The following is a 25,587-nucleotide window of genomic DNA, read 5'->3' on the forward strand; positions in this document are numbered from 1 at the left end:
ACTGAACTTAGTTTTCCCATAAACCGAACTAAAAGTTGCCGCGATCGCACACTTAATGAATGTTTAGGGAACAGAGCCGACTTGCCAAATTTTAATGGTTCTGTCAAAACCCCCACTCGCCAGAGTTCGCCCGTCAGGACTAAAGGCAACCGATTTCACCCAATCGGAATGTCCGACCAGCAAAGCAATCAGTTCGCCCGTTCTCAAGTTCCACAAGCGGACTCCATCCTGACTCGCGGTAGCCATAACTTGTCCAGAAGGAGCGATCGCGATCGCCCGAATCCAACCTGTATGCCCTAAAAGGGTGTAAAGCAATCGTCCGCTATTAAAATCCCAGACTTTGATGGTGCGATCGTAGCTGCCACTGATCAGCGTACTTCCATCCGGCGTGAACGCTAAAGTACTGATTGCACCGCTATGTCCCGACAATGAGTCAAGAAATCTTCCATTCTGGAGATCCCAGACCTTAATCGCAGTATCTTTGCCGCCGCTTGCTAGAATCTCCCCATTGGGATTTGGGGCAACTGCATAAGTTTGGTTATCGAAACGCACCAGGTTGTAAATCGGGCGCTGCGTTCTCAAATTCCAGACTCGAATCCCATCCAAAGCACCCGTCACCAGCATTTCACTATCCGAGGTAATCGCCGCTGACAGAATATTACTCGTATGATCCAGAAAAGTCCGGGTATATTTTCCAGTCTTCCAATTCCATAAATTCAGCGAGGAGTCATTGCTGCAACTCGCCAGAATTTCTGAATTAGGACTCATCGCAAGGGTCATCACTGCCTGACTATGCGCCCTGAGGCTACCCACTTCTTTCCAACTTCTCACCCACCAAAATTTTATTCTGCCGTCATTGTCGCTCCCCCCGCTGATGAGAAATTTTCCATCAGGGGTGAAGGTCAAGGAATCAATTGTCGCGTTGTGACCCTTGAGGGTGCGGAGGAGTTGAACGTTTCTCCAAGCTTCAGGAGGCAGGTTTTGGGGGGCGTCAGACGGAACAGCTTCAGCTTCCTGGATTATTGTTTTGGCGGCGGCTGGGAGAGGCTGACTGGCAAGGGCGAAACAATAAAAGCTAAAAGGTAAAAATGCAAAACTCAGAATTTTTTCTTTGTATAAATGCCTTTTGACTTTTGCCTTCCGAGCCGGAGGTTTCATGGTGCTGATTGAATATTGGGGCAGATAGTATGATCGATGTGGTGAGCGGGCGGTCGGTCTTGCCAACCAGAGATTAACCCTTCTAGCTCGCTCTTGAGGATTTCTAGCGATTCAATTTGTTCTGCGATCGCCTCTACTTTCGCGTGCAGAAGCTGCTTCAAGGCACCGCAGGGTAACTGCCCCCGATCGTGAACTGTTAAAATTTCTTGAATCTCGCTGAGAGTGAGTCCGAGTGCTTGCGATCGCTTAATGAATGCCAGTCGATTAACAATCTCACGATTAAAAAGACGATAGCCGGAAGGTGTCCGCTTCACCGTCGGTGCTAACAGACCAATATCTTCGTAATAGCGAATGGTTTTGACAGGCAGACCACTCCGAGCGGCAACTTCACCGATTTTAAGCCATTCAATTGAAACAGAAGTGCCAATCATGGTTTTCGGAAGCTCCCACCCAAAGGGTTACGGTTTTGGATGGTGTTTGGAGTTACTCAGCATGGGCAGGACAGGACGAGAGGTTGGGGGGGGAAGAAAGTGTTTTGCCGTTTGGGGGATTGGTTCGACTTCTTTACCCTGGGTTTGCCACCAACGCAGAGCGATCGCTGCCCCTACTGTCAACACTCCGAAACTAAACAAACCCCAGCTTTCATCTACGCCGCCAATCACTGCATCTACAGCACCAACGATTACCACAAAGCTGGAAATTGGCTCTTTACGATAGGCTGACTTTAAAAATCTAGGCCACAAAGCATTCATCACGACTTGCTCTATTCCGTTATTCTTTAATCTAATTTCAGGTTATCTCATTCAGGAGTCAGGAGTCAGGCGGCAGAAGTCAGAATCATTTTTGGATTCTAAACTTCATCCTTCATCCCACCCTTCGGCAAGGGCAGAACCCTACATCCTGTATCCTGAGACAAATTCTTGTACTTGTTGTGCTAGACCGAGGAAAGCCTGTACGGGTTGCCGATTCCGAAGGACTAGACAAAAGAAGAGCGCTTTTTTATTGCAAGCCCAGCCAAGATAGCACTCCTTGACCCGTGACATATTCAATGAGCACCATTAGCAAAAAGCCGATCATTGCGGCTCGACCATTCAATCGCTCTGCGTAATCATTGAAGCCTAACTTGGGTTCTTCCAGCTTAGGAGTGGTCGTAGGTTGAAGTTGTGTCATGGCTTTGGCAATCCTTGCCCCTTCAGAGGTTTACAATTCGTTATAGATTGTCTTCTATTGTAGAGGTGCTAAGCCTTGAGTCAAGAGCAAAGCAAACACAGTTGCTAATCAACCTCTTTGATCACCATGACTTCGGTCGCCTTGATCAGGGCACTCACTTCATCGCCAACTGAAATTTGCAGATTTTCTGCCGAACGACGAGTAATCACCGCATCAATTAAGTTATCTCCCACCTGAATTGTCACCTCGGCGAGGATATCACCCAGTTGAATCGCAGTCACTTTACCCCTGAGTTGATTCCGTCCGCTAATTTGCATCGTCATATTGGTGTTTCCAAATCCTTTGGATAAGGTAGCCGTCTTGATTGTTGCAGCATTTTTGTGAAGTAATCCGAAAATTTTTGGGACTCCTAAATAAATAAGTAATGATGGGGATCAGGGGCGAGAGAGAGTTTCAGGAATAAAGAGACTTCAGGAGTAAAGGGAGAGGGGAGCGATCGATACCTCATTCGATACCTCATTCCCGATCGGCTGCCCCTCCCGATCGATGCGCGAATTACCCAAACCAAAAACCGTTTTACTTGAGAAGTTGTCAGTCCAATTTCTCACTCGCTCCTTCAGGGAGGTAACTCCCAATGCAACAAGTCACCAGGTGTGGCACCTATAGTCAATTCAATAGATAGCCGAGCAATTTGAGGTATATAAATGGAAATTGGCGTTCCCAAGGAAACCAAAGATCGTGAATTTCGGGTAGGGTTAAGTCCTAGTAGCGTCCGGGTACTCAGTGAAAACGGTCACGCGATTTTTGTAGAATCCGCGGCTGGTAATGGTGCTGGCTTCTCTGATGAAGATTATATTCTTGCCGGGGCAAAAATTGTCCTAGAAGCGAAGGATGCTTGGAACCGAGAACTGGTGGTTAAGGTGAAAGAACCACTGAAGCCAGAGTACCAGTTTCTCCAGAAAGGGCAGATGCTGTTTACTTATTTGCACTTGGCAGCCGATCGGGGGTTGACCGAGCATCTGATTGATTGTGGCGTCAGCGCGATCGCTTACGAAACGGTAGAACTCCCCGATAGAAAATTGCCCCTGCTCACCCCCATGAGCATTATCGCCGGTCGCCTCTCCGTACAGTTCGGGGCACAGTTTTTGGAGCGCCATCAAGGAGGTCGGGGGATTCTTCTGGGCGGTATTCCCGGTGTCAGACCGGGTAACGTGGTGATTTTAGGCGGCGGTGTCGTTGGCACCGAAGCGGCTCGAATGGCGGTAGGACTGGGTGCCCGCGTCCAGATTTTGGATGTGAATGTCGAGCGGTTGGCGTATCTGGAAACCCTCTTTGGCTCCAGAGTTGAGCTGCTCTACAGTAACTCCCTGCAAGTAGAAGCGGTCGTTTCGGAAGCCGATTTACTTGTTGGGGCGGTTTTAGTTCCAGGGCGTCGCGCCCCTATCTTAGTCCCTCGGAAGTTGGTACAAAAAATGCATCCCGGTTCGGTAATTGTCGATGTGGCAGTCGATCAAGGCGGTTGTGTCGAGACCGTGCGACCAACGACCCACACCAATCCTATCTACATCGAGGAAGGCGTCGTCCACTACGGCGTCCCGAATATGCCGGGAGCCGTTCCCTGGACAGCAACTCAGGGACTGAACAACAGCACTTTACCCTACGTCCTGAAGCTGGCGAACCAGGGGATGAAAGCTCTAGAACTCGACCCGGCTTTAGCAAGGGGCATCAATGTACAGAATCACCGGCTGGTTCATCCTGCCGTCCGCGAAGTGTTTCCCGATTTAGCTGATTAACTGTGACATTACGGGTAAGGAAATAGGCGAGAGGCTAGTAGTGGGGCGATCGCGATCTGTGGCGTTCATGGTACAGCGATCGCCCCCAGCGTCCTCACGGCGTAGGCTGAGATTCACTCACCAAAATTGATTGCTCACTGGCAGGTTCGCCCTTGCTTGGGGGTTCGACTGGCTCACCAAAGGCGATCCGCAGAAACGGTGGAGCCAGAAATGTGGTCAGAATCACCATGATAATAATGGATACCTCTAACGGCTTATCCAGAACCCCACTCGCAGAACCGATTCCGGCAAACACTAGCCCGACTTCACCCCGTGGAATCATGCCAACTCCGATCGCGAGTCGATTAATTCCGGGCTGACCAAACACCGCCCAACCCGTCACTACCTTGCCGAGAATGGCAACTACCATCAAAAATGCGGCAATCAAAATTCCGGCACGATTCTCAGGCACCGTCGGATTCAACACGCCTAGATCGGCTCGCGCTCCCACCGTCACAAAGAAGATGGGTACCAGTAGATCGGCGATCGGTTTTACTAGTTCATCTAACTCATTACGGGCATCAGTTTCATCCAGAACCAAGCCAGCGGCAAAAGCACCCAAAATCGCTTCTAGATGAATCGCGCTGCCCAGAAATGCCATGAAAAAGGCAAAGATAAATGCTGGCATAACCACATTGCCACGGGTTTTGAATTTCTCCACAATCGCATTGAAGGTTTGGTTAAAGATGCCGCCCAACAAAATGGAACCGAGCAGAAACGCTGTTGCACTCACAATCAGGTAGATGACATTAGCAACATCAATCTCACCCGTTTTGGCTAAACTGGCGACAACAGCCAAGACAATGATTCCCAGGACATCATCAATCACCGCCGCACCAACAATGATTTGACCTTCTTTGGATTTAAGCTGTCCTAACTCAGACAACACTTTGGACGTAATTCCGATGCTGGTTGCCGTCAAAGCAGCGCCTGCAAAAATTGCTGGAATTGCAGGTGTGTGAAAGAACATCATCAAGCCAGCGGTACCAGCGGCAAACGGAACTGCCACCCCCACGCAGGCGACTATCGCAGCTTGAGAACCCACTTCTTTGAGTTGTTTGAGATCCGATTCCAGACCAATTTCAAATAGCAGAATAATCACGCCCAATTCAGCCAGCACTGAAATGACTTCACTCTGGGACTCATATACGCTCGTGAGGGCTGCGGGAGACAGATGATTAATCCATTGCAGCACGGTCATCACCGCTGAATCTGAGGCTGACAGTCCACTTTCGGGAAAGATGATCAGGTGTAAAGCAGATACCCCGACAACCACCCCTGCCACCAGTTCACCCAGAACGGGTGGAAAATCAAATCGTTTAGCCGCTTCCGCGCCGAGTTTACTGGCGATATAAATCACGACTAAACTCAGCAGAACTCCAGCCAGAACAATCGGTGAATTTTCTGCCTCTACCGTTGCTAACAAGGGCATGGGAGCAATCAGAGATGCCATCCCAGAACTTAAAGCTGTCATTGTATGGTTCAAAAACATGGGTTAGGTTTTGGTGGTAAAAATGAATCAAACCTTATTTGAATGGGAGGCAATTGATTGCCAGCTAGTTTTCTGACGCATTAGATCGCCTCGATTCATCAAACCTCCAAACAGGTGAATTAGGCAACTATCTCTTTGCGGTAAACCAGATCAACCGCTTGACGCAGGGCTTCAGTGCGATCGCTTAAGATATGCGCTGGGTTCACCAGATCAAACAGTCCTAACTTTTGCAAGCGGTGCTGAATTTTCTCACTGGCACCGACGATATAGACTTCTAACCCCTTATCGTGGGCATCGCGAATCGCATTTTCGATCGCCAGTGAAGCTGTTACCCCCAGCATGGGTACATCGCTGAGATCCATCACCAACGCATCGGCTTCCTTCATGGCATTGTGTTCGCGTGCGATCGCTTTCGACAAGCCAAAAATCATTGGGCCACTCAGGTAAAACAGCAAGACGCGCCCGTTGCCTTTATCCAGCAGTTGCTTCTGCTCATCGCTCAACCGAACGTCATCATCTGTATCGGTAATCAACTTGACTTCCTTGGATTGCAAATTGCTCAACCGTTCAATGGTGAGGATATTGGCAATAAACACACCCACACCCACACCCACTGCCACGATTAGATCCACAAACACCGTCAAGAGCAACACCCCATACACGATCGGGGAACCCTTGAGGGATACTTTGTGCGATCGTGCGATCGCTTCAAGAAGCTCCAGTCGAGAATATCTATCCCTACCTTCAGAGCAATCCCCGCTAACACTGCCATCGGAGTCGGTTCAGTCAGTCTGGCAGCGCCCAAAACGCCGGGGTCATGACCCGGCTTTTTGTGTCTACGTCGTCTCGATTCAACAGCCGTCTGGTCCACAGAAACTGTGCCCGTACAGTACCTCCGCGTCACAGATATAGATCATGCCCGCAAAATCGAGGAAAAACTTTATTGCGACCTGATCCGCAATATTCTCGGCCATATCCCGATCCGGGGTGAGCACCTCGAATTTTATATTCGCATTGGTGTCAGAAACGCTGGGTTGTCCCGTCGAGCGCACGTTGCGACTGCCTTTACCGCCAGTTTCTAGAACCGTATAACCGGTTGCCCCGGCTTCTTCGATGATATTGGCGATCTTTTTCAGCAGAATCTTTTCCGTGACGATGACGAGCTTTTTGGCTGGCTTTGCCATGTTGGTTACCTCCTTACCGTAATTGATCTTATATATTGAGTCGCTTGGTCTGCCGGGTCAAGGGAGGGCCGACAGACCGCGACCCGTCTGGGATTAGCTGCCGCCTATCCCGCCTATCGCCTGGGCGAGTCCGAGGAAGAGCGGTATTGCCAAGCCAATCGCAATGGGTGTACCGATGGCTGTGGATGCGCCGATGTAGGCGGAGGGATTGGCCGACGGAATCCCGGCTCGCAACGTGGGCGGACCTGAGATGTCTGAACTGGAGGCGGCGATGACGGCCAGGATCACAACACCGCCCAGGCTGAATCCCGTGGCGTAGTGGGCAATCATGCCGAGACCGAAGGCGATGAACCCATGCACCAGCGGTGCCACAACGCTATACACGACGTACCACTGGGCTACCTTGCGCAGTTCGCCAAGTCTTGACCAAGCCTCCATACCCATGACCAGCATCAAGATCGAAAGCAAGCCGCGGAAGAGGGGGTCGTAGAAGCTTTTATAGACACTTTCCGGCTGGGTGAACAGGCCAAGAGCAATGCCGAGCAACATTGCCGATAGGGCAGGACCCTGGAGGCTTTCCTTCACGATCGGCCATATTTTGACCCGATTATTCGCAGACTGCTGCTTTCTGAGATACTCTTGTCGGCTGCTGGGATAATCTTCCTGATTGGGATAATCGCCTGCTGCAACGGGCTGCTTGCTGAGAGACTCCTGCTTGCTGAGAGACTCGTCTGCTGCCCTACGCTTCTTCTTGTGGTTGAGATAAATGTTGGCCACCACAATCGCCGTTACGAGCGCTGGGATATCCATGAAGGGATAGAGTGCGGCAGCCCATGCCTCGTATGGCATTTTTTGTTCTTCCAGTAGCGTCAGGGCGGCAGCCATGGTAGAGCCACTCACAGCACCAAACAATCCCCCGGTCGCAATCGCATCCACGGTGTTGACCTTCGGCAGCTTGGCTAACGTATAGCGTGCGATGAATACAACAAGAATCCCTACTGCTACAGCAAACGCTGCAGGTAACACCATCTCCGTTAGGTTAGAATTGCGGATCGCCTGACCACCGGTCAGACCGATTTTCATGAGCAGCATAAAGACGATGATCTGATTAATCGCCTCTGGAATTACCAATTCGCTACCAAGGGCGGCAATGACCATACCACCAATCAAAAACCCAAGTGTTGGGGACTGCAACTGCTTAACGAAGTCCATTAAAAACAAGGACAAAAAATCCACGAATACCTCCTTATGCCTCCTCGGATGAGGAGTATTGCAATAAATGAACTAAAGAAACTTTAAAGAGTTAAAGAGAGAACGAACTAAACGGTAAATGCCATCGCCAAACCATTGTCTGGATTGCTGGCTGTGAGTCCTGCCACAATCGCAGTCATCACCACGGTCATCGGTCCAGTTGGTTCAGAAATCAGCGTGGGAGTACCGCCAAATAACGCCGCAAAGAAGCCGACGAAAACAGCACCATACAGACCACCGATTGGTCCGACCCCGGAGGCAACCCCGAAAGCTAGGGCAAGGGGTAACGATACAATGGCAGCCGTGACACCTCCGAAGATATCGCCTCGCACATTGTTAAAACTAATACGATTGGTAATTGACATGGAACAGTGACAGACAGAATAGTAGGACAGTCCTGGATTTGAACGATTGAGCGATCGCAAGACAAAAATTTTGCCTTTTTAATGGAATCAGCAATAGTAGAACCGAGCAGATTTAAATAAATATCTGCCTGCATGTCCTCAGAGACTCAAAACTTTTAGCTGATTAAATTCTTTAATGTTTTTTACTATACGCTAGTGTAAATACGAATACTCGCTTTCTAATCAATAAAACAGTCGATTTTTCATTGAAATTTCTTAGCCTTTCCATAGATTAGAGCAAGCAACCCATCGCTTATCGCTGAGAATAGGCGATTGCCACTATCGCGATTGCGCTAGTAACACTCTGCCAAGCATCTGTCAACCGCTATCTAAATTCATAGGTTATGCCTTTTTACCTAGGGCGATCGCAGGGTGAGACAATTTAATTAGTGGAAGATGTAGGAAAGATTTCAGTAACTTTCTGAATATGCCTGCAAAACTCTCTGGGCCATACCAACCTCTTCTTCTTCGTATTCTGCATGGCTTTACTGGTCTTTTCGTAATTGCCGCGATTTTGACCGCATATTGGACATACGATGTCTACGACGGGCGATGGGGAAGAATTCCCTTGCCTGAGTTAAAGGAAATAGAAGGAATTCATGGCACGTTTGGGCTATATGCCTTACTTGTATTTCCTCTATTTGCTCTATATGCTTTCCATCGTGGACACAAAAGACTTATCCAGCAGGATTTTGTGGCAAAACTTGGACAGTTGGGTAAACCTGTATGGTGGTACACGCTGCATCGAGTTATTAACACCCTTGCTATCTTGGCACTGACTTTTGCCGTTTTCTCTGGCAAGATGATGGATGAAAATTGGTTGCCAAGGGGAGAGCTTAATCATGGTTGGTATTATGCTCACCTCATTTCATGGGTAGTGATGGTTGTCTGTATCGCCTTGCATCTCTTAATGAGTGCCAAGGTAGGAGGAATTCCCCTTCTCTTGTCAATATTAAGTTACCAGTTCCGCCCTAAAGATAGTCCCACTTTGTGGCGAGAAAATATTCTTCAATGGTGGTCTGGTTGGCAACCGACTTTTGCTAAAGAGTGGTTGAAACTGTCCTTTCCTCTCAAAGTTTTAGAGATTCTCGTGTTGATGAGCCTAACTGCTGCTTGGATTGTTCCACTCTTTAAGTAGCTGCATAATCTCTTACAACAATCCCCGATAATGAATAAACACCAAAATAGCTGCCCAAGAACCCAACGCGACTTTTACTGCAACCAGAATATTGAGCAGGGGGATAACCCCGCCGCTGAAAAGTGCGCCCAACTCTCCGTGCGGTAATTCGTATCCGGCTAGAGTGATAACCGACAGGACAATGAAAATAAGAACTGAAACCTTCTCCCATGTAGCGGCGTGCCAGCGCTTGTAAATCCCCTGCATCCACTCTGTTGATGAGGTAATCGCAACAAGACCGATCGCCGTTCCGCCCGCAACGCCGGCTGCAAAACCACCCCCCGGACTCAGATGCCCCCGAATCGCCAGTTCGATACCCACCAACGCGGCAATAGTTGCTCCCAGACGCGCCATAACAATCGATGGTTGATCGGTGAACTGATAGATCGTGCAGAACGGTCTTTCATCAGCCAGCAGAAACTTTGCACCCATTACCGCGATCGTAAATACCACCACCTCAAAGATCGTGTCATAGAGCCGGTTCCTGAGAATCACAGCCGTAACTGCATTAGGTACTCCACTCTCTTGTACAAGCGTTTGGACGATCGAGAGCGATAAGTCCGGTGCCGGATTGGGCATGACCAGGAATTTGACGAACAGCGCTATCCCCGCAGCAATGTAGACCCATTTCATAGATGTTTCTCCCCTGAATCCGGTGCATTTACATAGGTTAGGCTTGTCGCCGATGACGAAAGTTCGGTTCGCATGATGTCATAGAGGCGTTGAACCCTAGTTGTGGTGTGATAGGGTTGCTGTTCGTCCTCACTCGCTACGAGGTCTTGATTATCGTAGTCTCGTATAGCACAGGTCGCATGGACTTCTTTGTCCATCAGCGCTCGGTGCAAGGCTTGCATATTCGTGTACGGGACTACCTCAAGACGCATATAATGTTTGCCAAAAATTGAACGCATGTCATCCATTAGTTGCCCTAAATGGGACTCGTCATCTGTCTTGATTGCCCCATCTTCGAGTACACCAAGACGCATCACCAGCGATGAACGCACCGCGATCGCATAAAGCGTAATCGCCAGTAGAGTACCCATCAAAGCTTGCGTCAAAGCAACATCCGCCGCCCCCAAAACCGCAAATACCAATGTTGCTACCGCTCCCTGTATTCCCTGGATTACCAGGGCATGGTATGGATTGGTCTGAAGTAGCAGCATGAGGGCGGACAACGGCATCAGGGCGGTTATGACATAGATATAGCTATCATTCATGATTGATTCCCTCCACTGCTGGAACAGTAGGCCAACACATACCCGATCACTGTATTCCAGATTGCCAAGGTGATGATGCCAAGGATGAGCAGCGGCCATTCGCTAGGTACTTTCGGAAGCAGCAGTCCGACCATGATGAGCATCGAGCCGAGCGTATCTGCAACCGAAAGAGTATGCAGCTTGAATAATACCGAGCGATCGCCGATTAGGGGCAAGGTTCCCCAAAACCAGAAGAAAATTCCTATACCGATGCAGGTGTAACTAAGTGCGGTGATCATACTTCATTCAGGCGTTTAAGGATTTGTGCCAACAACATTAATCCGGCATTACCCACACTCAGGATGATGACTCCTACAACACCGAGCATCCAATCATCCCGTAAGACCGATACAACCAGGAGTATGATTGATGCTTTGGTAGCGACACTGGCAAATGCCAACATTTTTTGCCAAATATCATCATCCTGCCAAGCCTCGTACATGGGTATGAGCAGAGCCAGAATCATTGCAACCAGTGCCCAGTTCAGTGCCAAGTTCATGCTTTTCTCCTCCTTCGTACCCAGTGGACTTCGTACCAGCCATTTTCGTGGTACTTCAAGACAATGGTCTTGGGCGTAAAGGTGATCAGAAAGATATCCAGGAAGATGAGTCCGGGTGTACGTCCGGGTTTGACTTGTTCCATCGTCACCTCTTCGTAATTATGGGGACGGACAATCATTTCAAAGGCTTCCATATATGCCTGCGGAATCGCCACGAGGGTTTCCCACAGCGCCCGCAGCCAATCTTTTAATGCTTCCGGGGTTTTGGGGCGTCCCGGTAATAGGAGTGCGATGCTGACGCCGATGATGATATTTGCCACACTCAGATTGGCGGTGAGCAAAAACCAGATGGTCAGTCGCAATATCAGATTCAAATGTCCAATCATGCCATCACCATCCAGAAGAGCAGGATTAACATTAGACTCATCCCACCGATCAGATGCTCAAATTGCTCCACAACACGGGGCAGCTTGAGTAGGGATCGTTTAAAAATCAAAAGATACGCCAACCAGCCAAGGCCGATGGTTGCCAGTGGTTTCACAATATTGGCAAGGCTATACGCCTCGTAATACACAATGTTTGCCGCAAACAGGCCACCGAGCTGCAGGATTGTCGCCGGCCAGAAACCGGGCTTTACTACGTCCTCGCCGGCAGCTTTATGCGGCAAGAATATGAATTTGGCAAACGAGATGGCTGTTCCCAAAGCCGCAACGTTCATGGCGATCGCTTGCCAAGGCAGTAAATTTTTCGTCGTCAACACCTTCGCCCCAAAGCCAGACAATAAGGGAAAGCCTGAGATCGAGAAGCTAGCGATGGCCAGAGCAATCCAGACCGTTGTATTGATCGGCTTGTGTTGCAACTCCTTGAAGTTGCGGCTCGGTAAAGCACCTGCAATCAGGAAGAGTGCCGATTTGACCAGTCCGTGAGTCAGTGCATAAAAGCCACCTACGGCTGGGGCAGCGAGGATAAAGCCCAACTGCGAAACCGTATGAAACGCCAGCATCCGCTTGGCATCCTTTTCAAAAACAGCATAGAACACGCCGAGCAGCGCTGTCCCAACTCCGAAAATCCGGATGAGTGGATCGAGTTCATCCACCATTAGCGCACAACGCACTAGCGGATAGACGCCGGCTTTTACCACAACTCCCGACAGCATCGCTGACACCGGCGTTTCCGATTCGGAGTGAGTCAACGGTAACCACAATCCCGATACAAAGATTCCCCCCTTAACCAAGAGTCCCAGAAAGATCAGGGCCAGCGCCTCCGGTGGTGCCCCGCGCAAACTTGCAAAACTAAACGAATGATTGGTCTGATAGGCTAGCGCCGCGCCCACTAGATAAAACAGCATTGCCGTGTTACTGATAAACAGATAGCGCAAGCCAACCCAAATCGAGCGATCGGTGCGAGTATAGGTAATCAAGAGAAACGCAGCAATCCCGCTCACCTCTAGCGCCACGTATAAACTGATAAAGTCCGCACAGGCGAACGCGGCATTGATGCTGCCATGCAAGATGATGGCTTGTGCATAGAAAAAAGCTGTTTTATCGCTGTGCCAACAGTAGAGAATGACTGCGGCTGTTACTAGCGCATTGGTCAATATAAAGTAGCCGCTTAACTGATCGACGATTAATGTGACGCCGAAATGATCTAGTAACTGTAGTGTCAGTGGCGACTGAGTGACAAATAGCTGCAACGCATATGCAGCCGAAGCAAAAGCTGTAAACAGTGCGAGAGTTTTGTCAAGTTTGGGGAACAGATAAATGGTGAACCCCAAAAAAAACGGTAGTGCAATCCATGCGATGGTAATGGTATTCATGGCGTATTGCTCTTCTCGATCTCGTTGGTTTCCAGGGTGGGATTATCCCGTGCCAGCTTCATGACACCGACCAGCATTACGCACTGAATTGAAAAGCCGATCACAATCCCCGTCAATATCACCGCCTGGGGAACCGGATCAGAGTAATCGACATTTGTGCCGTTTGAAATAATGGGTGTGAATAAACCATCTCGCGATGCAACCAGTACGTAATAGGCGATAACCCCCGTACTCATGACATCCATAGAAATGATCTTCATAACCAGGTTCTTTTTAAGGATGATGCCGAAAAATCCGCAGAATATTGTTGCGAAGACGAATGCTTCTAACACGGGAATTGCCTATGAGTAAATGCCTGTCAAATGGTGCTAGAACATATATAGCACTTTTCAATAGTGCCAAAGAACATTAACACTATTGAAAAGTGCCAGGGTAAACTATAGACTCATGCCACACTAACTTGTTGGTTTGAGCTTGAGAACGGGTAGGATAAAACACGCAGCAATAGCCGGATGACAGAATCGATTGGCAAATCAATGGTTAACCTCAGCCCTGGCTCGTCCACCGATACAGTTGGCGGCTTGCCAACGAGTCAAGGCGTACCGCCGGAAGGTTTCTACACTTGGGAGCGGGACGCTAAAGCCTTGAATCTTGTGGATTTATCAGCACCGTTTCAATTGATCGGGCGGCAAGCGCAATTCCAGCGAATTACCCAAGTTTTAGCCCGTGATGGCGACCTGCTAATTGCTGGAGTGCCGGGAAGCGGACGGCGGACTCTGGTACGGCGGGCAGCTCAGGAAGTTGGAGTTAAAATCGTGGAGGTTGACTGCATCCGGGTTACTGATGGTCAGCGCTTCGTGCAATTGCTGTGCGAGAGTATAGACCAGACGTTTCAAAGTGCTACTGCTCAAGTTTTCATGCGAGAGTGGATTGAACGCAAGGCCGCTGAATTATTTGTCCTGCAAGACGAAGGGAATGGTAGAGAGCGGCTGAAACCCGTTCGGGCAGAGAGCCAACAGCAGCAATGGAGCGCATTTGAGGTATTACTCGATCTCCTGCAAGGGTTAGCCGAATCTTCGGGCGGACGGGTGGTGCTGATTTTGGAAAGCTTTCCCCATATCCGCTCTTGGGATCGCAATGGGGTGTGGGAAACATTTTTGCGGAAAGAAATCGAGCGCCAGACTCAGGTGAGTTATGTACTGGTGGCAACGATTGCAGAAATCAGTCTTCATGCCGATGAACCGGAGAATCATTTGGAAATCGTGAAGCTGGCTCCCTTAGCTAATGATGTTGTTGCTGCTTGGGTTCAGGAAGTTTTGCATGGCGAAGGGTTGACATTCGATCCGCGATCGCAAGCGCTGGAACTGTTTGTCAATGCGGTGCAGGGACACTTAGGCGATGCTTCGGCACTGGTGCGACGCCTCAAGTCGGTACGAGTTTCTGACGGGCTAATTCGCGATTGGCACGTCCAGCAGGCAATTCAAGAACTGTTAGCTGACCTATCGATGGTCTTCGAGTCCTTACTCATGCTGCTTCCAGCCAATCAGGCACATCTGTTGGAGTCTCTGGCGTTAGACCCTACTGACAAGCCACAAAGTCGAGATTACATTAACAAGCATTACCTTTCGAGAGGGGGTAGCCTGCAAGGTGCGATCGCGGGATTGCAGCACAAAGGCTTGATTTACGGCTCCGAACAAGGCTATCGACTGGCTCTGCCTCTGTTTGCTTTGTGGCTTCGCCAGCGCTTGAGTTGATACCAAAGTGTGTGGGAGCGATCGCTTAAGGGGGTAGTCAAGATGTCAGGTGGCTGAATGCTATATTCAGCCTATCAGCGCCTATCTGTGAAGGTAGCATTTATAACTCAAGAACTAATCGACCTAAGAACTAGCATCTTAGAAGGACCCTATGCAGATGCTTTGGCAATTGTGCATGAGCTGGAGGGGATGAGTCATGAGTAAACAAGCGATCCTTTGTAATATCGAAGCGTGTCTGGTCACAATGCTGACTCACTTGATTCAAAACCAAGTTGACCAGTGTTTAACTAATTCCTGGGCAGCTTTAATTTCAGATTCTCTCCAGCAAATTCAAACATTAAATCTCAAAGAGAATAAAACGTCTTACTACATCGAGCAAGATGAATGGAAGCCTTTTCTAGAAGAGGCAATTGAGGCAGCACTTCGTCCGGCAAATATAGAAGCTATGGATTATTTTTATCATCCTTGCCAACTTGCAGCGTCGGTGGATAGAACAGATTTAATAATGACGGCTCAGAGATTGCTCGATTTAACGTATGAACCTTCGGCAAAAACTTTACCAGCAATCATTGATGAGAATTTAGTTCAGCTACCAGGTGGGGAAGAGTGGAAAGAGGGTAGGCGATAAAAGTAGCTCTCTTGCTACTTTGTTTGGGGTTTATGACTGATATAGCTAAAGTAAAACACAAGGTTATGGGTTGGAATGACAACAAAACAGGCGAACAAAGTAACGGCTTGAAGGTTGAAGTAGCAATATTTATTCTCATTATTATTGGAGCTATAGTTATCAGTGGATTTTGGTTAGGCGTAGGTTGGCCTGATGAGCTGCCAGACAACTTCTCTAATCTACTAACAGTAGAAGCAGTAAAAGAATATCTTGATTATAAGGAGCGGCTTAGAGCTGCTCGGCTACAGTTCCTCACAACTATTGCGGCAATTTTAGGTGCGATAGGAGTTGTCTTTAATCTTTATTACACGGGAAAGAGGGAAGAAGCTTTTAATAAAAGTGCGATCGCTGCAAATAAAAGCGCTGAGGCTGCTTTAGAGAATGCAAAGGCTGCACAAGACAAACAAATTACAGAACGCTTTACTAAGGCTATTGAATTGCTTTCTAGTCAAGAAGTTACAACTCGTCTAGGTGGAATTTATTCTCTGGAACGAATTGCCAAAAATTCTAAAGATGACCACTGGACGATCATGGAAGTCCTAACTGCTTTTGTGCGAGAGCCGCCTCCTTTAAAGGCTCCTTTAGAAGAAGAAAAACTACTCCTAGAGCTTCCTACTTATATTCAAAAGACAAAAGACGACAAGCAACCCCAAAAACTTCGCATTGATATTCAAGCAGCTCTTACCGTTATCGGACGGCGCGATTTGAAACAAGACCCAGACGGTCAGAGGCTTGATTTACGCAATAGCAATATCCGGGGAGCAAACCTCATTACATTCAAGCTGCAAAAGGCATTACTTGATGGAGCCAATCTACAAGAGGCTAACCTTACGGATGCCCATCTGGAAGAAGCAAAACTTTCTAAAGCCAACCTACAAAAAGCAGAACTTTTTAAAGCAAAAATGCACAGGGCTAACCTCATTGACGCCCATCTGGAAGAGGCAAAACTCGATCTAGCTGACCTACAAGAGGCAGATATTTGGAACGCCCAACTGCAAGGAACGCTTTTCCGATCAGCAAACTTGACAAAGGCAAAACTCCCTGGAGCCAACCTGCAAGGGGCAAGACTTATTGGAACCAACCTACAAGGGGCAAGTTTCTATGATGCCAATTTGCAAGAGTCATACCTCAGAGAAGCCGACTTGAGAATGGCAAGACTTGATGGAGCTAACTTACAAGGAGCAGATCTCAGTAAAGCCAACCTGGAAGAAACTACTGACTTTATTGGAGTAAACCTGGAAGGGGCAAACCTCAATGAAGCCAAACTGAAAGGAGCAGACCTTCGTGGAGCTAAAAACCTGAGACAAGAGCAGATTGAAAGGGCATTCGGAGATAAAAACACAACTCGCCTACCAGAAGAACTTCAAGTACCAGAACACTGGACAGAATCTGAGTGAGACACAGTAGTAATGCTAAGTAGCTTGGCAGGATGAGCATTATCCACTAGAACTCAAATATTGTCGCAAGGCATCTCACATGGGCTGAGTCTGCGATCGCACCTTCCTTTTTCAGCAACAATAAGAGCGCTCGCATCTCCCCTCCTCTGCAACAATAAGTGCGATCGCACTTTGTCTAATACCAGTTTCCAATGAAGATGCACTAAATTGAAGAAAGCAACAGGGTAGGTGTAGGAATGGCAAATCAGTTCAAAGTGGCAGTCCAAGAGACAACGGAAGAACTGCAACATCGGCTGAAACGAGCCGTCACCGCTCAAGCAAAAGAGCGGTTGCAAATGCTCTACTCGATTAAAACAGGAGCGGTGACCACAAGGTCTGAGTTAGCGCAGTGGATACAACGTGACGAATCGACGATCTATCGCTGGCTCCAGCGATATAAACAAGGTGGGATAAAAGCTCTCTTAAGTGTGAAAACAGCACCTGGGAAAGTCTCGAAAATTACGCCGGAGGCTTTGCAAAAACTAGAACAACGCTTGGCACAACCGGAAGGATTCCACAGCTATGGTCAGATTCAACGGTGGTTGGAAGCCGAATGTGGGGTGGTAGTGGCCTATCGAACGGTGCATCAATTAGTGCGCTATAAACTTAATGCCAAGCTAAAAGTGCCTCGTCCTCGCAGCCAGAAGGCTTTACCCGAAGTGCAAGCTGCCTTTAAAAAAAACTCAAAGACTTGATAGCCGTGCTGGTGCGCTATCTGGGAACAGGACAACCAGTGCGTTACTGGTGTCAAGACGAGACTCGTCTGGGACTCAAGACCATCACAGGTCGGCAGATTACCCTCAAAGGGGTGAAACCTCACGGCATCGTTGGTTGGCGGCGCGAGAACTTCTATGTGTATGGAGCAGTGGAACCGGCTACGGGAGAAAGTTTCTTTTGGGAGTTTTCCCATCTCGATAGCTCCTGCTTTCAGTCGTTTCTCAACCACTTTTCTGTACAATTTCCCGATAGCTTAAATATCCTGCAACTAGACAATGGCAGTTTCCACAAATCGGTAACCCTGAATTGGCCCGATAACATTCTGCCAATTTTTCAACCAGCTCACAGTCCTGAACTCAACCCTATCGAGCGCTTATGGCAACATTTCAAGCAGTTTTTGCGTTGGGAAACTTGCACCAACTTGGAGCAATTGCGACAGAAGTTGAAAGAGGTTCTCGATCTCATCTCTCCTGAAGTGATCTCCTCCATTTGTGGATGGGATTACATCACTACAGCTTTATTAAGTGCAACTTCATAGGAAATTGGTATAACAATCTATTGAAGGGAAGCGATCGCTGTTTCCGGTTGGTGGATACAATAACAGCGATCGCTCACAAGCATTACCTGTCTAGAGGAGGCAGTCTCCAAGGAGCGATCGCCCGATTGCAGCACCAAGGCTTGATTTACGGCTCCGAGCAGGGCTATCTTGTTCATCATGCTTCTGGTTCGACAACAAGGATTACTGGGGCGATTGCTCCTCAGAAAAGTCTAGTCCTGAAAAGTATTCGATAATACTCAGGTAAAAAGAGCTTTCTATTAGGACTGCACTCAGAGGAATAAAGATGAGAGGTTTCACTTTGCCTGTGAAGTTGTTAATTGTGGCGATCGCCCTCTCAAGCTTCATTCTAATCAGTTGTGTCCCAGCACCCCTGAAACCCTTACGGATTGGTACCAATGTTTGGCCTGGGTATGAACCTCTATTTCTAGCTCGCGAACTGGGATACTACGGTAAAACCCCGATTCAATTAGTGGAGTATCCCAACTTCGACCCAAACAGAGCTTACCGGAACGGTGAAGTAGAAATGAGCGCCACACCGATGACTGGGTTTTTGCCATTAGCGCCGACTCATCCAGATGTCCGTGCTTGGCTAATTATGGATATCTCTAATGGTGCAGACGCCATTGTAGCTAAAGGAGCGATCGCGAATCTGCAAAGTCTAAAAGGGCGCAGGGTTGGCTTTGACAGGTCAATGCTGGCACCATTTGTCCTGAGTCGTGGCTTAGAACAAGTCGGTCTGTCACTCAAAGATGTCAAGATTGTCCCTGTGGAGCTATCGGAGCAGGAGGAGGCGTTCAAACAAGGTCGCGTTGATGCCATTGTCACCTTTGAGCCATACCGCTCCAATATACTCAACGCCGGAGCCAAGTTACTCTTTGACAGCAGCCAGATTCCTGGTGAAGTAGTCGATGTGCTAATTGGCAGTGAGTCGTTGTTGACGACGCATGCTACTCAATTGCAGGTGTTAATCCAGGGTTGGTTCCGCGCTCTCGATTATATTGAGAAAAATCCCGAAGATGCCGCTCGTCGAATGGCACGGCGACAAGGAATCACACCCGAACAATTCTTATCATCCCTCAAGGGGCTTCAGCTCGTCACCCTTGAGGAAAACCAGAAACTCTTGGGAAAAACCAATTCTGTGTTGCTCAAGGGAACCCAACGGTTATCCCAATTCTTGGTTGAAAATAACATACTGAAACAAGACGTAGACCTTAACCCTCTGCTCGATGACAGACTGGTTAGAGATGTCAAGCCCTAAAGCGTAGACCGATTGCAACACTCAACATACCTTTATGAAAAAACCACAGATGCCTACAGTTAATATCAGATTCATCTGTGTTTATCTGGGTTAATCTGTGGTTCATGCCTCCAGGCAAAACTATTTTTGCAAAAAGTCTACCTATGCATCGCTTCCCCTTTCCTCTGCGGTTTTCGATTCCAGGGATTCTGTTAGTGTTCGGCAGTGTGTTAGGTTTGGTTTCGTTTCAACGGGAAGTCTCTCAGTCCTTCTCCCGTACCGAAACGATTATCAGACAGCAGGCTGAATTTTCTGCAAGTCAAACAGCAACGTTACTAGAGTACTTGTACAGAACGGCTCAAGGTAAGGGTGCCCATTTAGCGATCGCTCAGATTGCTCCCGCTCCTAATCTGCGGTTAGCTTTGCTTTGTGATGAAAATGAGCGAGTACTCTTGTCAACTCGTTTTGACTTGCAAAATCGCTTAATCAGCAACACTCTAGCAGCCTCCAGCTTATCAGCGATCAAAGAAGTCCAGCAAACTCAGTCAAAGCAGGTAATTTTCTCGGACGATAGACAAACCCTCAGGGCAATTTATCCAGTGCTTTTGGGAGCTTCGCCTGGAGAAATCCTACCGTCGAGGGTAGCTGTGTTGTTGTTGGAGTATGACCTTTCGTCGCTAAAAGCTCAGGCATACAACGATGCTTTAGAGCGATCGCTAACCTACAGTGTTGCTCTCGCCGTGCTTTGTAGCATTCTCTGGTTCTTCTTTTACAAAACCTTGAACTTGCGAGTAGGCAAACTGGTTGCAGCTAGTAACAGCTTAGCGCAAGGAAATTTAGAAGTCCGTGCTAATTTAAAAGGCTCTGATGAACTGAGTCAGATTTCAATCGCTTTCGATCGAATGGCTGAAGAAGTTCAGAAGAATACAGAAACACTGCGCCAAAATGAAGAACTAAAACAAGCTTTAGACAAGCTAAAACAAACCCAAGCACAACTGATTCACGCCGAGAAAATGTCTAGCTTAGGTCAACTGGTTGCGGGAGTTGCTCATGAAATCAACAATCCTGTTAATTTCATTCACGGCAATCTTCTTTATGTCAATGACTACACCCAAGACTTACTCAGCCTGGTTCATCTCTATCAGCAACACTATCCGAATCCCGTTCGTGAAATTATCGAACAGACTGAAGAGATGGAGTGGGAATTTCTGGCTGATGATTTACCCAAGATGCTCGCTTCTATGAAAGTTGGCAGCGAACGCATCCGTCAGATTGTCCTTAGTTTGCGGAACTTTGCCCGTCACGACGAGTCAGAACTTAAAAAAGTTGATATTCACGAAGGTATTGATAGCACTTTATTAATTTTAAAACATCGATTGAATGGGGAGAGAGATTCTCCCAGTATTGAAATTATTAAAGCTTATGGAAACTTACCCAAGATTGAGTGTTATGCTGGGCAGTTGAATCAAGCGTTTATGAATATTATCAATAATAGTATTGATGCTTTATCAGAAGCAACAGGTAATGAAAAAAAACAAATTTTTATTCGCACTTCCATTAATGAATCAGATTGGGTAGTGGTAGCGATCGCCGATAATGGCTCAGGGATGAACCAAGAAATACAACGGCGGATATTTGACCCGTTTTTTACCACGAAACCAGTAGGCAAAGGCACGGGATTAGGATTATCTATTAGCTATCAGCTTGTGGTAGAAAAACATAACGGTCAATTAAAATGTATTTCTGCTCCCGGAGAAGGAGCGCAGTTTATCATTGAAATTCCCGTGCGACAAAAAAGCAGAGAAGCTGGGAAAATGGGGGAATGAGGAAAGAATAAATGTCAGATTTTATTAATAACTATGGCTTCTTAATCGTTTCGATGATTTAGGAAATAACCAGGAAAGCGTTATCGCGAGGTAAGGAAGCCTACACCGTAATCTTCGATTCGGTGTAGGAGGATGTCACGTAGTTGAAGCACGGGCACTGTGGATTGAAAGCAACTGGCATCTTCCTACCTGAGAATTAACTGTTGGCAGATAGCGATTCCCTGCGGGATAGCTAACACTTCACGCATCTCCTCTCTTGAGCAACGATAAGAGCGATCGCTCTTTGTCTAACACTCTTTGAAGGGAAGCGATCGCATTAGTGTTAAAGTACAGAACTATTTCAACTGTTCCAATAGCTGACTAACAGATAACACGGGTACGGTTGCATTAGAAAAATCCTGTGTATCACGGGTAACAATTGCATCTAAACTTTGAGCGATCGCACAAGCAACCTGTACAGCATCTTCAAAATCTCTTAGACCAGATGTTAAAGCTACCTCTAAGACAGCACGATCGACGGGGCAAATTTCCATAACTGCCAGTGTAATAGAGATTACCTGCCTTGCCCGTTCAACGCTCTGAGTTTGTCTTCTAGCAATGTAGAAGATGTCAGTTAGTGTTGTTGCAGTACCATAACCAACAACCTGCTCAGAACCGATCGCCTGAAACAATGCTTCTGCATCTTGCAAAAACGGCTCTCGCTCCAGTAAATAATCTAAAACAAAATTAGTATCGATCAGGACTCTCACTGGAGATACTTCTCCACCCGACGTTCTTCCAAGATTGCCTGAATTTGAGCATCAGTTAGTGGTGACTGCTCTGTCTTCAGCAATCCTCGCATCTGGTTAATCAGGGTTTTTCGGTTTGGTTGTGGGTTGAGAGTGTCTTGCAGAGATTGGATAATCGCATTGACCAGTGCAAGGCGATCGCTCACAGATAAATTAAAAGCTTGCTCTTTGAGTTCTTGTAACGACATGGGAACGACTCCAGCTTTCCACAGATGCCAGTAATTATAGTGTGGGCAATTTCCTACGGGATAGCTCACGCTTCACGCCCCCCTCCTCTGCAACGATAAGAGAGATCGCTCTTTGTCTAACACTCTTTGAAGGGAAGCGATCGCTCTTTTCTCGAAATTGAAGTGCGATCGCTTCCCGCCACCGGCAAGAAACTAAGATTTTTTCTTAGTGCTAGTGGTTGCTGTCGTCTTTTTAGCGGTTGTCTTCCCAGTTGTGGTCTTTTTGGTAGATGTTCCACTCTTAGTAGTTGATTTGCGACTAGATTTTGTTGTGGAACCTGCCTTCGCTGCCAATGCTTCCAGCGCTTTTTCCATCGTCAACCCTTCCACAGATTCCCCTTCTGGCACAGAAGCATTCGTCTTCCCATGCTTGATGTAAGGGCCATAAGGGCCATCGTAGATATTCACGGGTTCCCCATCAGTCGGGTGAGTCCCCAGTTCTCGTAACGGTGCCTTAGACTTGCTGCGAGTCCCGCCGCGTCCCTTTTTCGGTTCAGCTAGCAGCTCTATCGCACGTTCGATGTCAATTGTCAATACATCGTCACTGGCTTTCAGGGAGCGATATTCTTTGCCTTCCTTGCCTTGGTCGTGGACGACGTAAGGGCCAAAGCGTCCCAATCCTGCCTGGACTTTGCCGTTAGTTTCTGGGTGAATGCCCAAAGTCCGCGGCAGAGATAGCAAGCCAACTGCCATATCCAGCGTGACGTCCTCAATCGTGACCCCCTTAGGAAGAGAGGCGCGTTTGGGTTTTTTGTTCTCCTCAGTGGCATCACCCAGTTGGACGTAGGGGCCGTAAGTGCCAATCAGCACGTAAATCGGTTCGCCGGTTTCCGGATGCAAGCCGACTTTATCGGGGCCTTCTGTTTTCTGCTGTAGCAGCGTCTCAATTAGCTCAGCGTGGATGTCTGAGGGGGTCAGATCCTTAGGCAACGAGGCTTTTACTGGCCCAGAGTCATTTTCAGCTTCAATGTACGGCCCATATTGACCAATCCGGACTTTCGCCCCACCGAGATCGTCCAATTCGATAGTACGGGCAGATGCGGCATCAATCCCCTTTTCCCTTTCCTTGACTTGGGTTGCCAGACCCATTTCTCCGAGATAGAACTTTTTCAGGTATGGCAGCCATTTGGCTTCCCCAGTGGAAATTTCATCTAGGGTTTGCTCCATCTTGGAGGTGAAGCTGGGATCGACCAAATCGGGAAAGTGTTGTTCTAGCAGACTGGTAACGGCAAAGGCGGTGAAGGTAGGAACGAGGGCGTTGCCATTCATTTGGGCATAGCCTTTCTCGATAATCGTGCCGATGATGCTAGCGTAGGTGCTGGGACGCCCGATGCCTTCGCTTTCCAGGGTCTTAACGAGGGAAGCTTCCGTGTATCTTGCTGGTGGCTGAGTTTCGTGACCGATGGATTCTAGCTTTTTGCAGGTCGGGCGATCGCCTTTTTTGAGAGTTGGTAAGATGACTTCCATGTCTTCTAGTGCTGCATGAGGATCGTCCGATCCTTCCACGTAGGCGCGTAAGAAGCCGTGAAAGTCAATCCGTTTGCCGCTAGCCCGAAAACCGGCATCTTCGACTTGCAACTGCACGGTAATTTGAGTTTGACGAGATTCTGCCATTTGGGTGGCGACAGTGCGCTTCCAAATCAGGTCATATAGAGCGAATTCCCGACCGCTCAAGCCGGTTTCCTGGGGAGTGCGGAAGCTGCTACCGGCGGGGCGAATGGCTTCGTGAGCTTCTTGAGCGCCCTTGCTTTTCGTCGTGTACTGGCGGGGTTCTGGGCTGAGGTATTGCTTGCCGTACATTTGTTCGACACAACTGCGAGCCGCAGCGATCGCTTGTTGCGACAAATGCACCGAATCTGTCCGCATATAGGTAATATACCCCTGCTCGTACAAGCTCTGGGCAGTTCGCATCGTGTCGCGGGCAGATAAATGTAGTTTCCGGTTCGCCTCCTGTTGGAGCGTCGAGGTGGTAAACGGCGGTAAAGGTTTGCGAGTAACCGGACGCTCTTCTAAGTCAGCCACCGTCCAGGTTTTATCTGCCAGTCGCGCCTCTAAACTTCTCGCTTCCGCTTCCGAGAGCAGAATCACATTCCGTCCGGCAATAATTTGTCCCGTGGCTTCATCAAAATCGCTGCCAGTGGCAATTCTCGTCCCCTTGAGAGCGACAAGCCGCGCTTCAAAGGGAGTCTTGTCTTTGTTTAAGCTTGCCTTGAGATCCCAGTAACTGCCTTGGCGGAAGGCTCGACGTTGACGCTCTCGATTTACCAAAAGCCGCACTGCTACCGACTGCACCCGTCCTGCCGATAAGCCATAGGAAATTTTCTTCCACAACAGCGGCGACAGCGTATATCCCACCAGCCGGTCTAATATCCGCCGCGTCTCCTGAGCGCGAACCACCTGCTCATCAATATTACGGCAGTTCTTGAGAGCGTCGCGGATGGCTTCTTTGGTGATTTCGTGGAACACCATTCGCTTGATGGGAACCTTTGGCTTCAATAGCTGGAGCAGATGCCAGCTAATGCTTTCGCCTTCTCGGTCTTCGTCAGTTGCCAACACCAATTCATCTGCCTCTTTCAGGGCATTTTTCAGGGCGGTGACAATCTTCTTTTTGTCGTTGGGGACGACATACAAGGGTTCAAAGTCCGCATCCACATTTACTCCCAGCTGCGCCCATTTTTCCCCTTTGTAGGCTTCGGGAATTTCTTTGCTGGATTGGGGCAGGTCGCGTACATGACCCATCGACGCCTCGACCCGGTAGCTGGAAGGCAAGAATTTACTGATGGTGCGTGCTTTGGTGGGAGATTCGACGATAACGAGGGTTGACATGGGAGCTTGGAGAAATAGCAGCTGGGCTGAACAGTTAATTTAAATACTTTATGTCAGATGTCAAGAGCGATTGAGAGGATTTTATGCGGAAAACCGACGACTGAAGTCTCGATTCTGGCGTACTAAGCCTGACGAGAGCAGGTTCCAAGAATGGCGGTAAATCGCATCAAGGAGCGAATCGCTCTCCCAAAGATAACTCGCTTTTTTAGAGCCGCTCGCAAGAGAGCTGTTCGCGCCAGACTTAATTTAAAGCTATCTCAATGTTTAACTTATGGAGGATTGCAATGGCGACCTCCCTAAGTATTCGAGTT

General features: G+C 48.3%; 27 protein-coding genes and 3 pseudogenes. 8 read left to right on the plus strand and 22 right to left on the minus strand.

Annotation, left to right across the window (positions count from 1 at the left end; genetic code table 11):
• Positions 1-63: 63 nt before the first annotated feature.
• The 5 genes from NDA06_RS00550 to NDA06_RS00570 form a co-directional block, all read right to left on the minus strand.
• The gene (locus NDA06_RS00550) at positions 64-1,158 is read right to left on the minus strand and encodes a WD40 repeat domain-containing protein (protein WP_190986908.1); all 1,095 of its coding nucleotides are present in this window, start codon (positions 1,156-1,158) and stop codon (positions 64-66) included.
• Positions 1,155-1,589, minus strand: coding sequence for a heavy metal-responsive transcriptional regulator (locus NDA06_RS00555; protein WP_190410953.1), 435 nt, complete (start codon positions 1,587-1,589; stop codon positions 1,155-1,157). Before NDA06_RS00555 ends, NDA06_RS00550 begins: the two co-directional genes overlap by 4 nt.
• Positions 1,590-1,616: 27 nt before the next feature.
• Positions 1,617-1,910 (minus strand): hypothetical protein, encoded by a 294-nt coding sequence (locus NDA06_RS00560; protein WP_190410952.1) that lies wholly within the window; start codon positions 1,908-1,910, stop codon positions 1,617-1,619.
• Positions 1,911-2,157: 247 nt separating this feature from the next.
• Entirely contained in the window at positions 2,158-2,328 is a 171-nt protein-coding gene (locus tag NDA06_RS00565; RefSeq protein ID WP_190410951.1) for a hypothetical protein, read from the minus strand.
• A 104-nt stretch (positions 2,329-2,432) separates the two neighbouring features.
• Positions 2,433-2,651, minus strand: coding sequence for a TOBE domain-containing protein (locus tag NDA06_RS00570; protein ID WP_190410950.1), 219 nt, complete (start codon positions 2,649-2,651; stop codon positions 2,433-2,435).
• A gap of 381 nt (positions 2,652-3,032) precedes the next feature.
• On the opposite strand from NDA06_RS00570, the gene ald reads away from it, so the two are divergent.
• On the plus strand, positions 3,033-4,121 hold the full coding sequence (ald, locus tag NDA06_RS00575; protein ID WP_190689918.1) for an alanine dehydrogenase: 1,089 nt from the start codon (positions 3,033-3,035) through the stop codon (positions 4,119-4,121).
• Here the strand turns inward: ald and NDA06_RS00580 are convergent.
• The 6 genes and pseudogenes from NDA06_RS00580 to NDA06_RS00605 form a co-directional block, all read right to left on the minus strand.
• Positions 4,110-4,238: a hypothetical protein gene (locus NDA06_RS00580; protein ID WP_277878446.1), complete on the minus strand. Its 129-nt coding sequence runs from the start codon at positions 4,236-4,238 to the stop codon at positions 4,110-4,112. The two genes, ald and NDA06_RS00580, sit on opposite strands and share 12 nt — an antisense overlap.
• Positions 4,216-5,652: a cation:proton antiporter gene (locus NDA06_RS00585; protein WP_190987032.1), complete on the minus strand. Its 1,437-nt coding sequence runs from the start codon at positions 5,650-5,652 to the stop codon at positions 4,216-4,218. The genes NDA06_RS00580 and NDA06_RS00585 overlap by 23 nt, the downstream gene beginning before the upstream one ends.
• A 119-nt stretch (positions 5,653-5,771) precedes the next feature.
• Positions 5,772-6,460, minus strand: a pseudogene (locus tag NDA06_RS00590) (STAS domain-containing protein); the annotation flags it as partial.
• A 43-nt stretch (positions 6,461-6,503) separates the two neighbouring features.
• Positions 6,504-6,836 (minus strand): hypothetical protein, encoded by a 333-nt coding sequence (locus NDA06_RS00595; RefSeq protein ID WP_190987031.1) that lies wholly within the window; start codon positions 6,834-6,836, stop codon positions 6,504-6,506.
• A gap of 93 nt (positions 6,837-6,929) precedes the next feature.
• Positions 6,930-8,072 carry a sodium-dependent bicarbonate transport family permease gene (locus NDA06_RS00600; RefSeq protein ID WP_190987030.1) on the minus strand — a complete coding sequence of 381 codons (1,143 nt, stop codon included), beginning with the start codon at positions 8,070-8,072 and terminating at the stop codon, positions 6,930-6,932.
• An 86-nt stretch (positions 8,073-8,158) separates the two neighbouring features.
• Positions 8,159-8,452 (minus strand): annotated as a pseudogene (locus NDA06_RS00605) (SulP family inorganic anion transporter); the annotation flags it as partial.
• Positions 8,453-8,918: 466 nt separating this feature from the next.
• Between NDA06_RS00605 and NDA06_RS00610 the strand changes: the two are divergent.
• A complete protein-coding gene (locus tag NDA06_RS00610) occupies positions 8,919-9,629 on the plus strand; it encodes a cytochrome b/b6 domain-containing protein (RefSeq protein ID WP_190987029.1) in 711 nt (236 codons plus the stop codon).
• Positions 9,630-9,641: 12 nt separating this feature from the next.
• Here the strand turns inward: NDA06_RS00610 and NDA06_RS00615 are convergent, their stop codons facing one another.
• The 7 genes from NDA06_RS00615 to NDA06_RS00645 are packed head-to-tail and all read right to left on the minus strand — an operon-like array spanning position 9,642 to position 13,571.
• Positions 9,642-10,301 (minus strand): Na(+)/H(+) antiporter subunit B, encoded by a 660-nt coding sequence (locus NDA06_RS00615; protein WP_190987028.1) that lies wholly within the window; start codon positions 10,299-10,301, stop codon positions 9,642-9,644.
• Positions 10,298-10,885, minus strand: coding sequence for a DUF4040 domain-containing protein (locus NDA06_RS00620; RefSeq protein WP_190987027.1), 588 nt, complete (start codon positions 10,883-10,885; stop codon positions 10,298-10,300). The genes NDA06_RS00615 and NDA06_RS00620 overlap by 4 nt, the downstream gene beginning before the upstream one ends.
• A complete protein-coding gene (locus NDA06_RS00625) occupies positions 10,882-11,163 on the minus strand; it encodes a monovalent cation/H(+) antiporter subunit G (RefSeq protein ID WP_190987026.1) in 282 nt (93 codons plus the stop codon). Before NDA06_RS00625 ends, NDA06_RS00620 begins: the two co-directional genes overlap by 4 nt.
• Positions 11,160-11,411, minus strand: coding sequence for a hypothetical protein (locus tag NDA06_RS00630; RefSeq protein ID WP_190671233.1), 252 nt, complete (start codon positions 11,409-11,411; stop codon positions 11,160-11,162). The genes NDA06_RS00625 and NDA06_RS00630 overlap by 4 nt, the downstream gene beginning before the upstream one ends.
• An 8-nt stretch (positions 11,412-11,419) precedes the next feature.
• On the minus strand, positions 11,420-11,809 hold the full coding sequence (locus NDA06_RS00635) for a Na+/H+ antiporter subunit E (protein WP_190987025.1): 390 nt from the start codon (positions 11,807-11,809) through the stop codon (positions 11,420-11,422).
• Positions 11,806-13,239 (minus strand): cation:proton antiporter, encoded by a 1,434-nt coding sequence (locus NDA06_RS00640; protein WP_190987024.1) that lies wholly within the window; start codon positions 13,237-13,239, stop codon positions 11,806-11,808. The genes NDA06_RS00635 and NDA06_RS00640 overlap by 4 nt, the downstream gene beginning before the upstream one ends.
• Positions 13,236-13,571, minus strand: coding sequence for an NADH-quinone oxidoreductase subunit K (locus NDA06_RS00645; RefSeq protein WP_190987023.1), 336 nt, complete (start codon positions 13,569-13,571; stop codon positions 13,236-13,238). Before NDA06_RS00645 ends, NDA06_RS00640 begins: the two co-directional genes overlap by 4 nt.
• A 312-nt stretch (positions 13,572-13,883) precedes the next feature.
• On the opposite strand from NDA06_RS00645, the gene NDA06_RS00650 reads away from it, so the two are divergent.
• The 4 genes and pseudogenes from NDA06_RS00650 to NDA06_RS00665 all read left to right on the plus strand — a co-directional run bounded on the left by NDA06_RS00650 (position 13,884) and on the right by NDA06_RS00665 (position 18,351).
• Positions 13,884-14,993: an ATP-binding protein gene (locus NDA06_RS00650; protein ID WP_347277067.1), complete on the plus strand. Its 1,110-nt coding sequence runs from the start codon at positions 13,884-13,886 to the stop codon at positions 14,991-14,993.
• A gap of 102 nt (positions 14,994-15,095) precedes the next feature.
• A pseudogene (locus NDA06_RS00655) lies at positions 15,096-15,621 on the plus strand (hypothetical protein).
• 32 nt (positions 15,622-15,653) lie between these two features.
• Positions 15,654-17,057 carry a pentapeptide repeat-containing protein gene (locus tag NDA06_RS00660; RefSeq protein ID WP_190987021.1) on the plus strand — a complete coding sequence of 468 codons (1,404 nt, stop codon included), beginning with the start codon at positions 15,654-15,656 and terminating at the stop codon, positions 17,055-17,057.
• Positions 17,058-17,293: 236 nt separating this feature from the next.
• Positions 17,294-18,351, plus strand: a protein-coding gene (locus tag NDA06_RS00665; RefSeq protein ID WP_199307444.1) for an IS630 family transposase whose coding sequence is annotated in 2 segments (ribosomal slippage) — positions 17,294-17,770 and positions 17,773-18,351 — 1,056 coding nt in all. Because the reading frame shifts where the segments join, the coding sequence is not laid out codon by codon here.
• 17 nt (positions 18,352-18,368) lie between these two features.
• Here NDA06_RS00665 and NDA06_RS00670 read toward each other — a convergent pair.
• On the minus strand, positions 18,369-18,530 hold the full coding sequence (locus NDA06_RS00670) for a hypothetical protein (RefSeq protein WP_190984732.1): 162 nt from the start codon (positions 18,528-18,530) through the stop codon (positions 18,369-18,371).
• Positions 18,531-18,655: 125 nt separating this feature from the next.
• Between NDA06_RS00670 and NDA06_RS00675 the strand changes: the two genes are divergently transcribed.
• Positions 18,656-19,630, plus strand: a complete 975-nt coding sequence (locus NDA06_RS00675; protein ID WP_190410935.1) for an ABC transporter substrate-binding protein — start codon at positions 18,656-18,658, stop codon at positions 19,628-19,630.
• Positions 19,631-19,773: 143 nt separating this feature from the next.
• Positions 19,774-21,435, plus strand: a complete 1,662-nt coding sequence (locus NDA06_RS00680; RefSeq protein ID WP_199323965.1) for an ATP-binding protein — start codon at positions 19,774-19,776, stop codon at positions 21,433-21,435.
• Positions 21,436-21,770: 335 nt separating this feature from the next.
• Here NDA06_RS00680 and NDA06_RS00685 read toward each other — a convergent pair whose 3' ends face one another.
• From NDA06_RS00685 to topA, 3 genes are all read right to left on the minus strand, one after another.
• Positions 21,771-22,184, minus strand: a complete 414-nt coding sequence (locus NDA06_RS00685; protein WP_190666826.1) for a PIN domain-containing protein — start codon at positions 22,182-22,184, stop codon at positions 21,771-21,773.
• Complete coding sequence (locus tag NDA06_RS00690; RefSeq protein WP_190427668.1) at positions 22,181-22,411, minus strand: hypothetical protein; 231 nt, start codon at positions 22,409-22,411, stop codon at positions 22,181-22,183. The genes NDA06_RS00685 and NDA06_RS00690 overlap by 4 nt, the downstream gene beginning before the upstream one ends.
• A gap of 192 nt (positions 22,412-22,603) precedes the next feature.
• Complete coding sequence (gene topA / locus NDA06_RS00695) at positions 22,604-25,276, minus strand: type I DNA topoisomerase (protein ID WP_190682095.1); 2,673 nt, start codon at positions 25,274-25,276, stop codon at positions 22,604-22,606.
• Between the last annotated feature and the right edge of the window lie 311 nt (positions 25,277-25,587).

The organism is Trichocoleus sp. ST-U1 (assembly GCF_039961835.1).
Taxonomy (GTDB): domain Bacteria; phylum Cyanobacteriota; class Cyanobacteriia; order Cyanobacteriales; family FACHB-T130; genus FACHB-T130.

Coding starts and splice junctions, on each gene's coding strand:
- NDA06_RS00620 (WP_190987027.1), bottom strand. CDS start 10,885: ATGAATGATAGCTATATCTATGTCATAACCGCCCTGATGCCGTTGTCC.
- topA (WP_190682095.1), bottom strand. CDS start 25,276: ATGTCAACCCTCGTTATCGTCGAATCTCCCACCAAAGCACGCACCATC.
- NDA06_RS00690 (WP_190427668.1), bottom strand. CDS start 22,411: ATGTCGTTACAAGAACTCAAAGAGCAAGCTTTTAATTTATCTGTGAGC.
- NDA06_RS00550 (WP_190986908.1), bottom strand. CDS start 1,158: ATGAAACCTCCGGCTCGGAAGGCAAAAGTCAAAAGGCATTTATACAAA.
- NDA06_RS00615 (WP_190987028.1), bottom strand. CDS start 10,301: ATGAAATGGGTCTACATTGCTGCGGGGATAGCGCTGTTCGTCAAATTC.
- NDA06_RS00565 (WP_190410951.1), bottom strand. CDS start 2,328: ATGACACAACTTCAACCTACGACCACTCCTAAGCTGGAAGAACCCAAG.
- NDA06_RS00610 (WP_190987029.1), top strand. CDS start 8,919: ATGCCTGCAAAACTCTCTGGGCCATACCAACCTCTTCTTCTTCGTATT.
- NDA06_RS00570 (WP_190410950.1), bottom strand. CDS start 2,651: ATGACGATGCAAATTAGCGGACGGAATCAACTCAGGGGTAAAGTGACT.
- ald (WP_190689918.1), top strand. CDS start 3,033: ATGGAAATTGGCGTTCCCAAGGAAACCAAAGATCGTGAATTTCGGGTA.
- NDA06_RS00680 (WP_199323965.1), top strand. CDS start 19,774: ATGCATCGCTTCCCCTTTCCTCTGCGGTTTTCGATTCCAGGGATTCTG.
- NDA06_RS00625 (WP_190987026.1), bottom strand. CDS start 11,163: ATGATCACCGCACTTAGTTACACCTGCATCGGTATAGGAATTTTCTTC.
- NDA06_RS00660 (WP_190987021.1), top strand. CDS start 15,654: ATGACTGATATAGCTAAAGTAAAACACAAGGTTATGGGTTGGAATGAC.
- NDA06_RS00640 (WP_190987024.1), bottom strand. CDS start 13,239: ATGAATACCATTACCATCGCATGGATTGCACTACCGTTTTTTTTGGGG.
- NDA06_RS00675 (WP_190410935.1), top strand. CDS start 18,656: ATGAGAGGTTTCACTTTGCCTGTGAAGTTGTTAATTGTGGCGATCGCC.
- NDA06_RS00585 (WP_190987032.1), bottom strand. CDS start 5,652: ATGTTTTTGAACCATACAATGACAGCTTTAAGTTCTGGGATGGCATCT.
- NDA06_RS00635 (WP_190987025.1), bottom strand. CDS start 11,809: ATGATTGGACATTTGAATCTGATATTGCGACTGACCATCTGGTTTTTG.
- NDA06_RS00555 (WP_190410953.1), bottom strand. CDS start 1,589: ATGATTGGCACTTCTGTTTCAATTGAATGGCTTAAAATCGGTGAAGTT.
- NDA06_RS00560 (WP_190410952.1), bottom strand. CDS start 1,910: ATGAATGCTTTGTGGCCTAGATTTTTAAAGTCAGCCTATCGTAAAGAG.
- NDA06_RS00670 (WP_190984732.1), bottom strand. CDS start 18,530: ATGATGAACAAGATAGCCCTGCTCGGAGCCGTAAATCAAGCCTTGGTG.
- NDA06_RS00595 (WP_190987031.1), bottom strand. CDS start 6,836: ATGGCAAAGCCAGCCAAAAAGCTCGTCATCGTCACGGAAAAGATTCTG.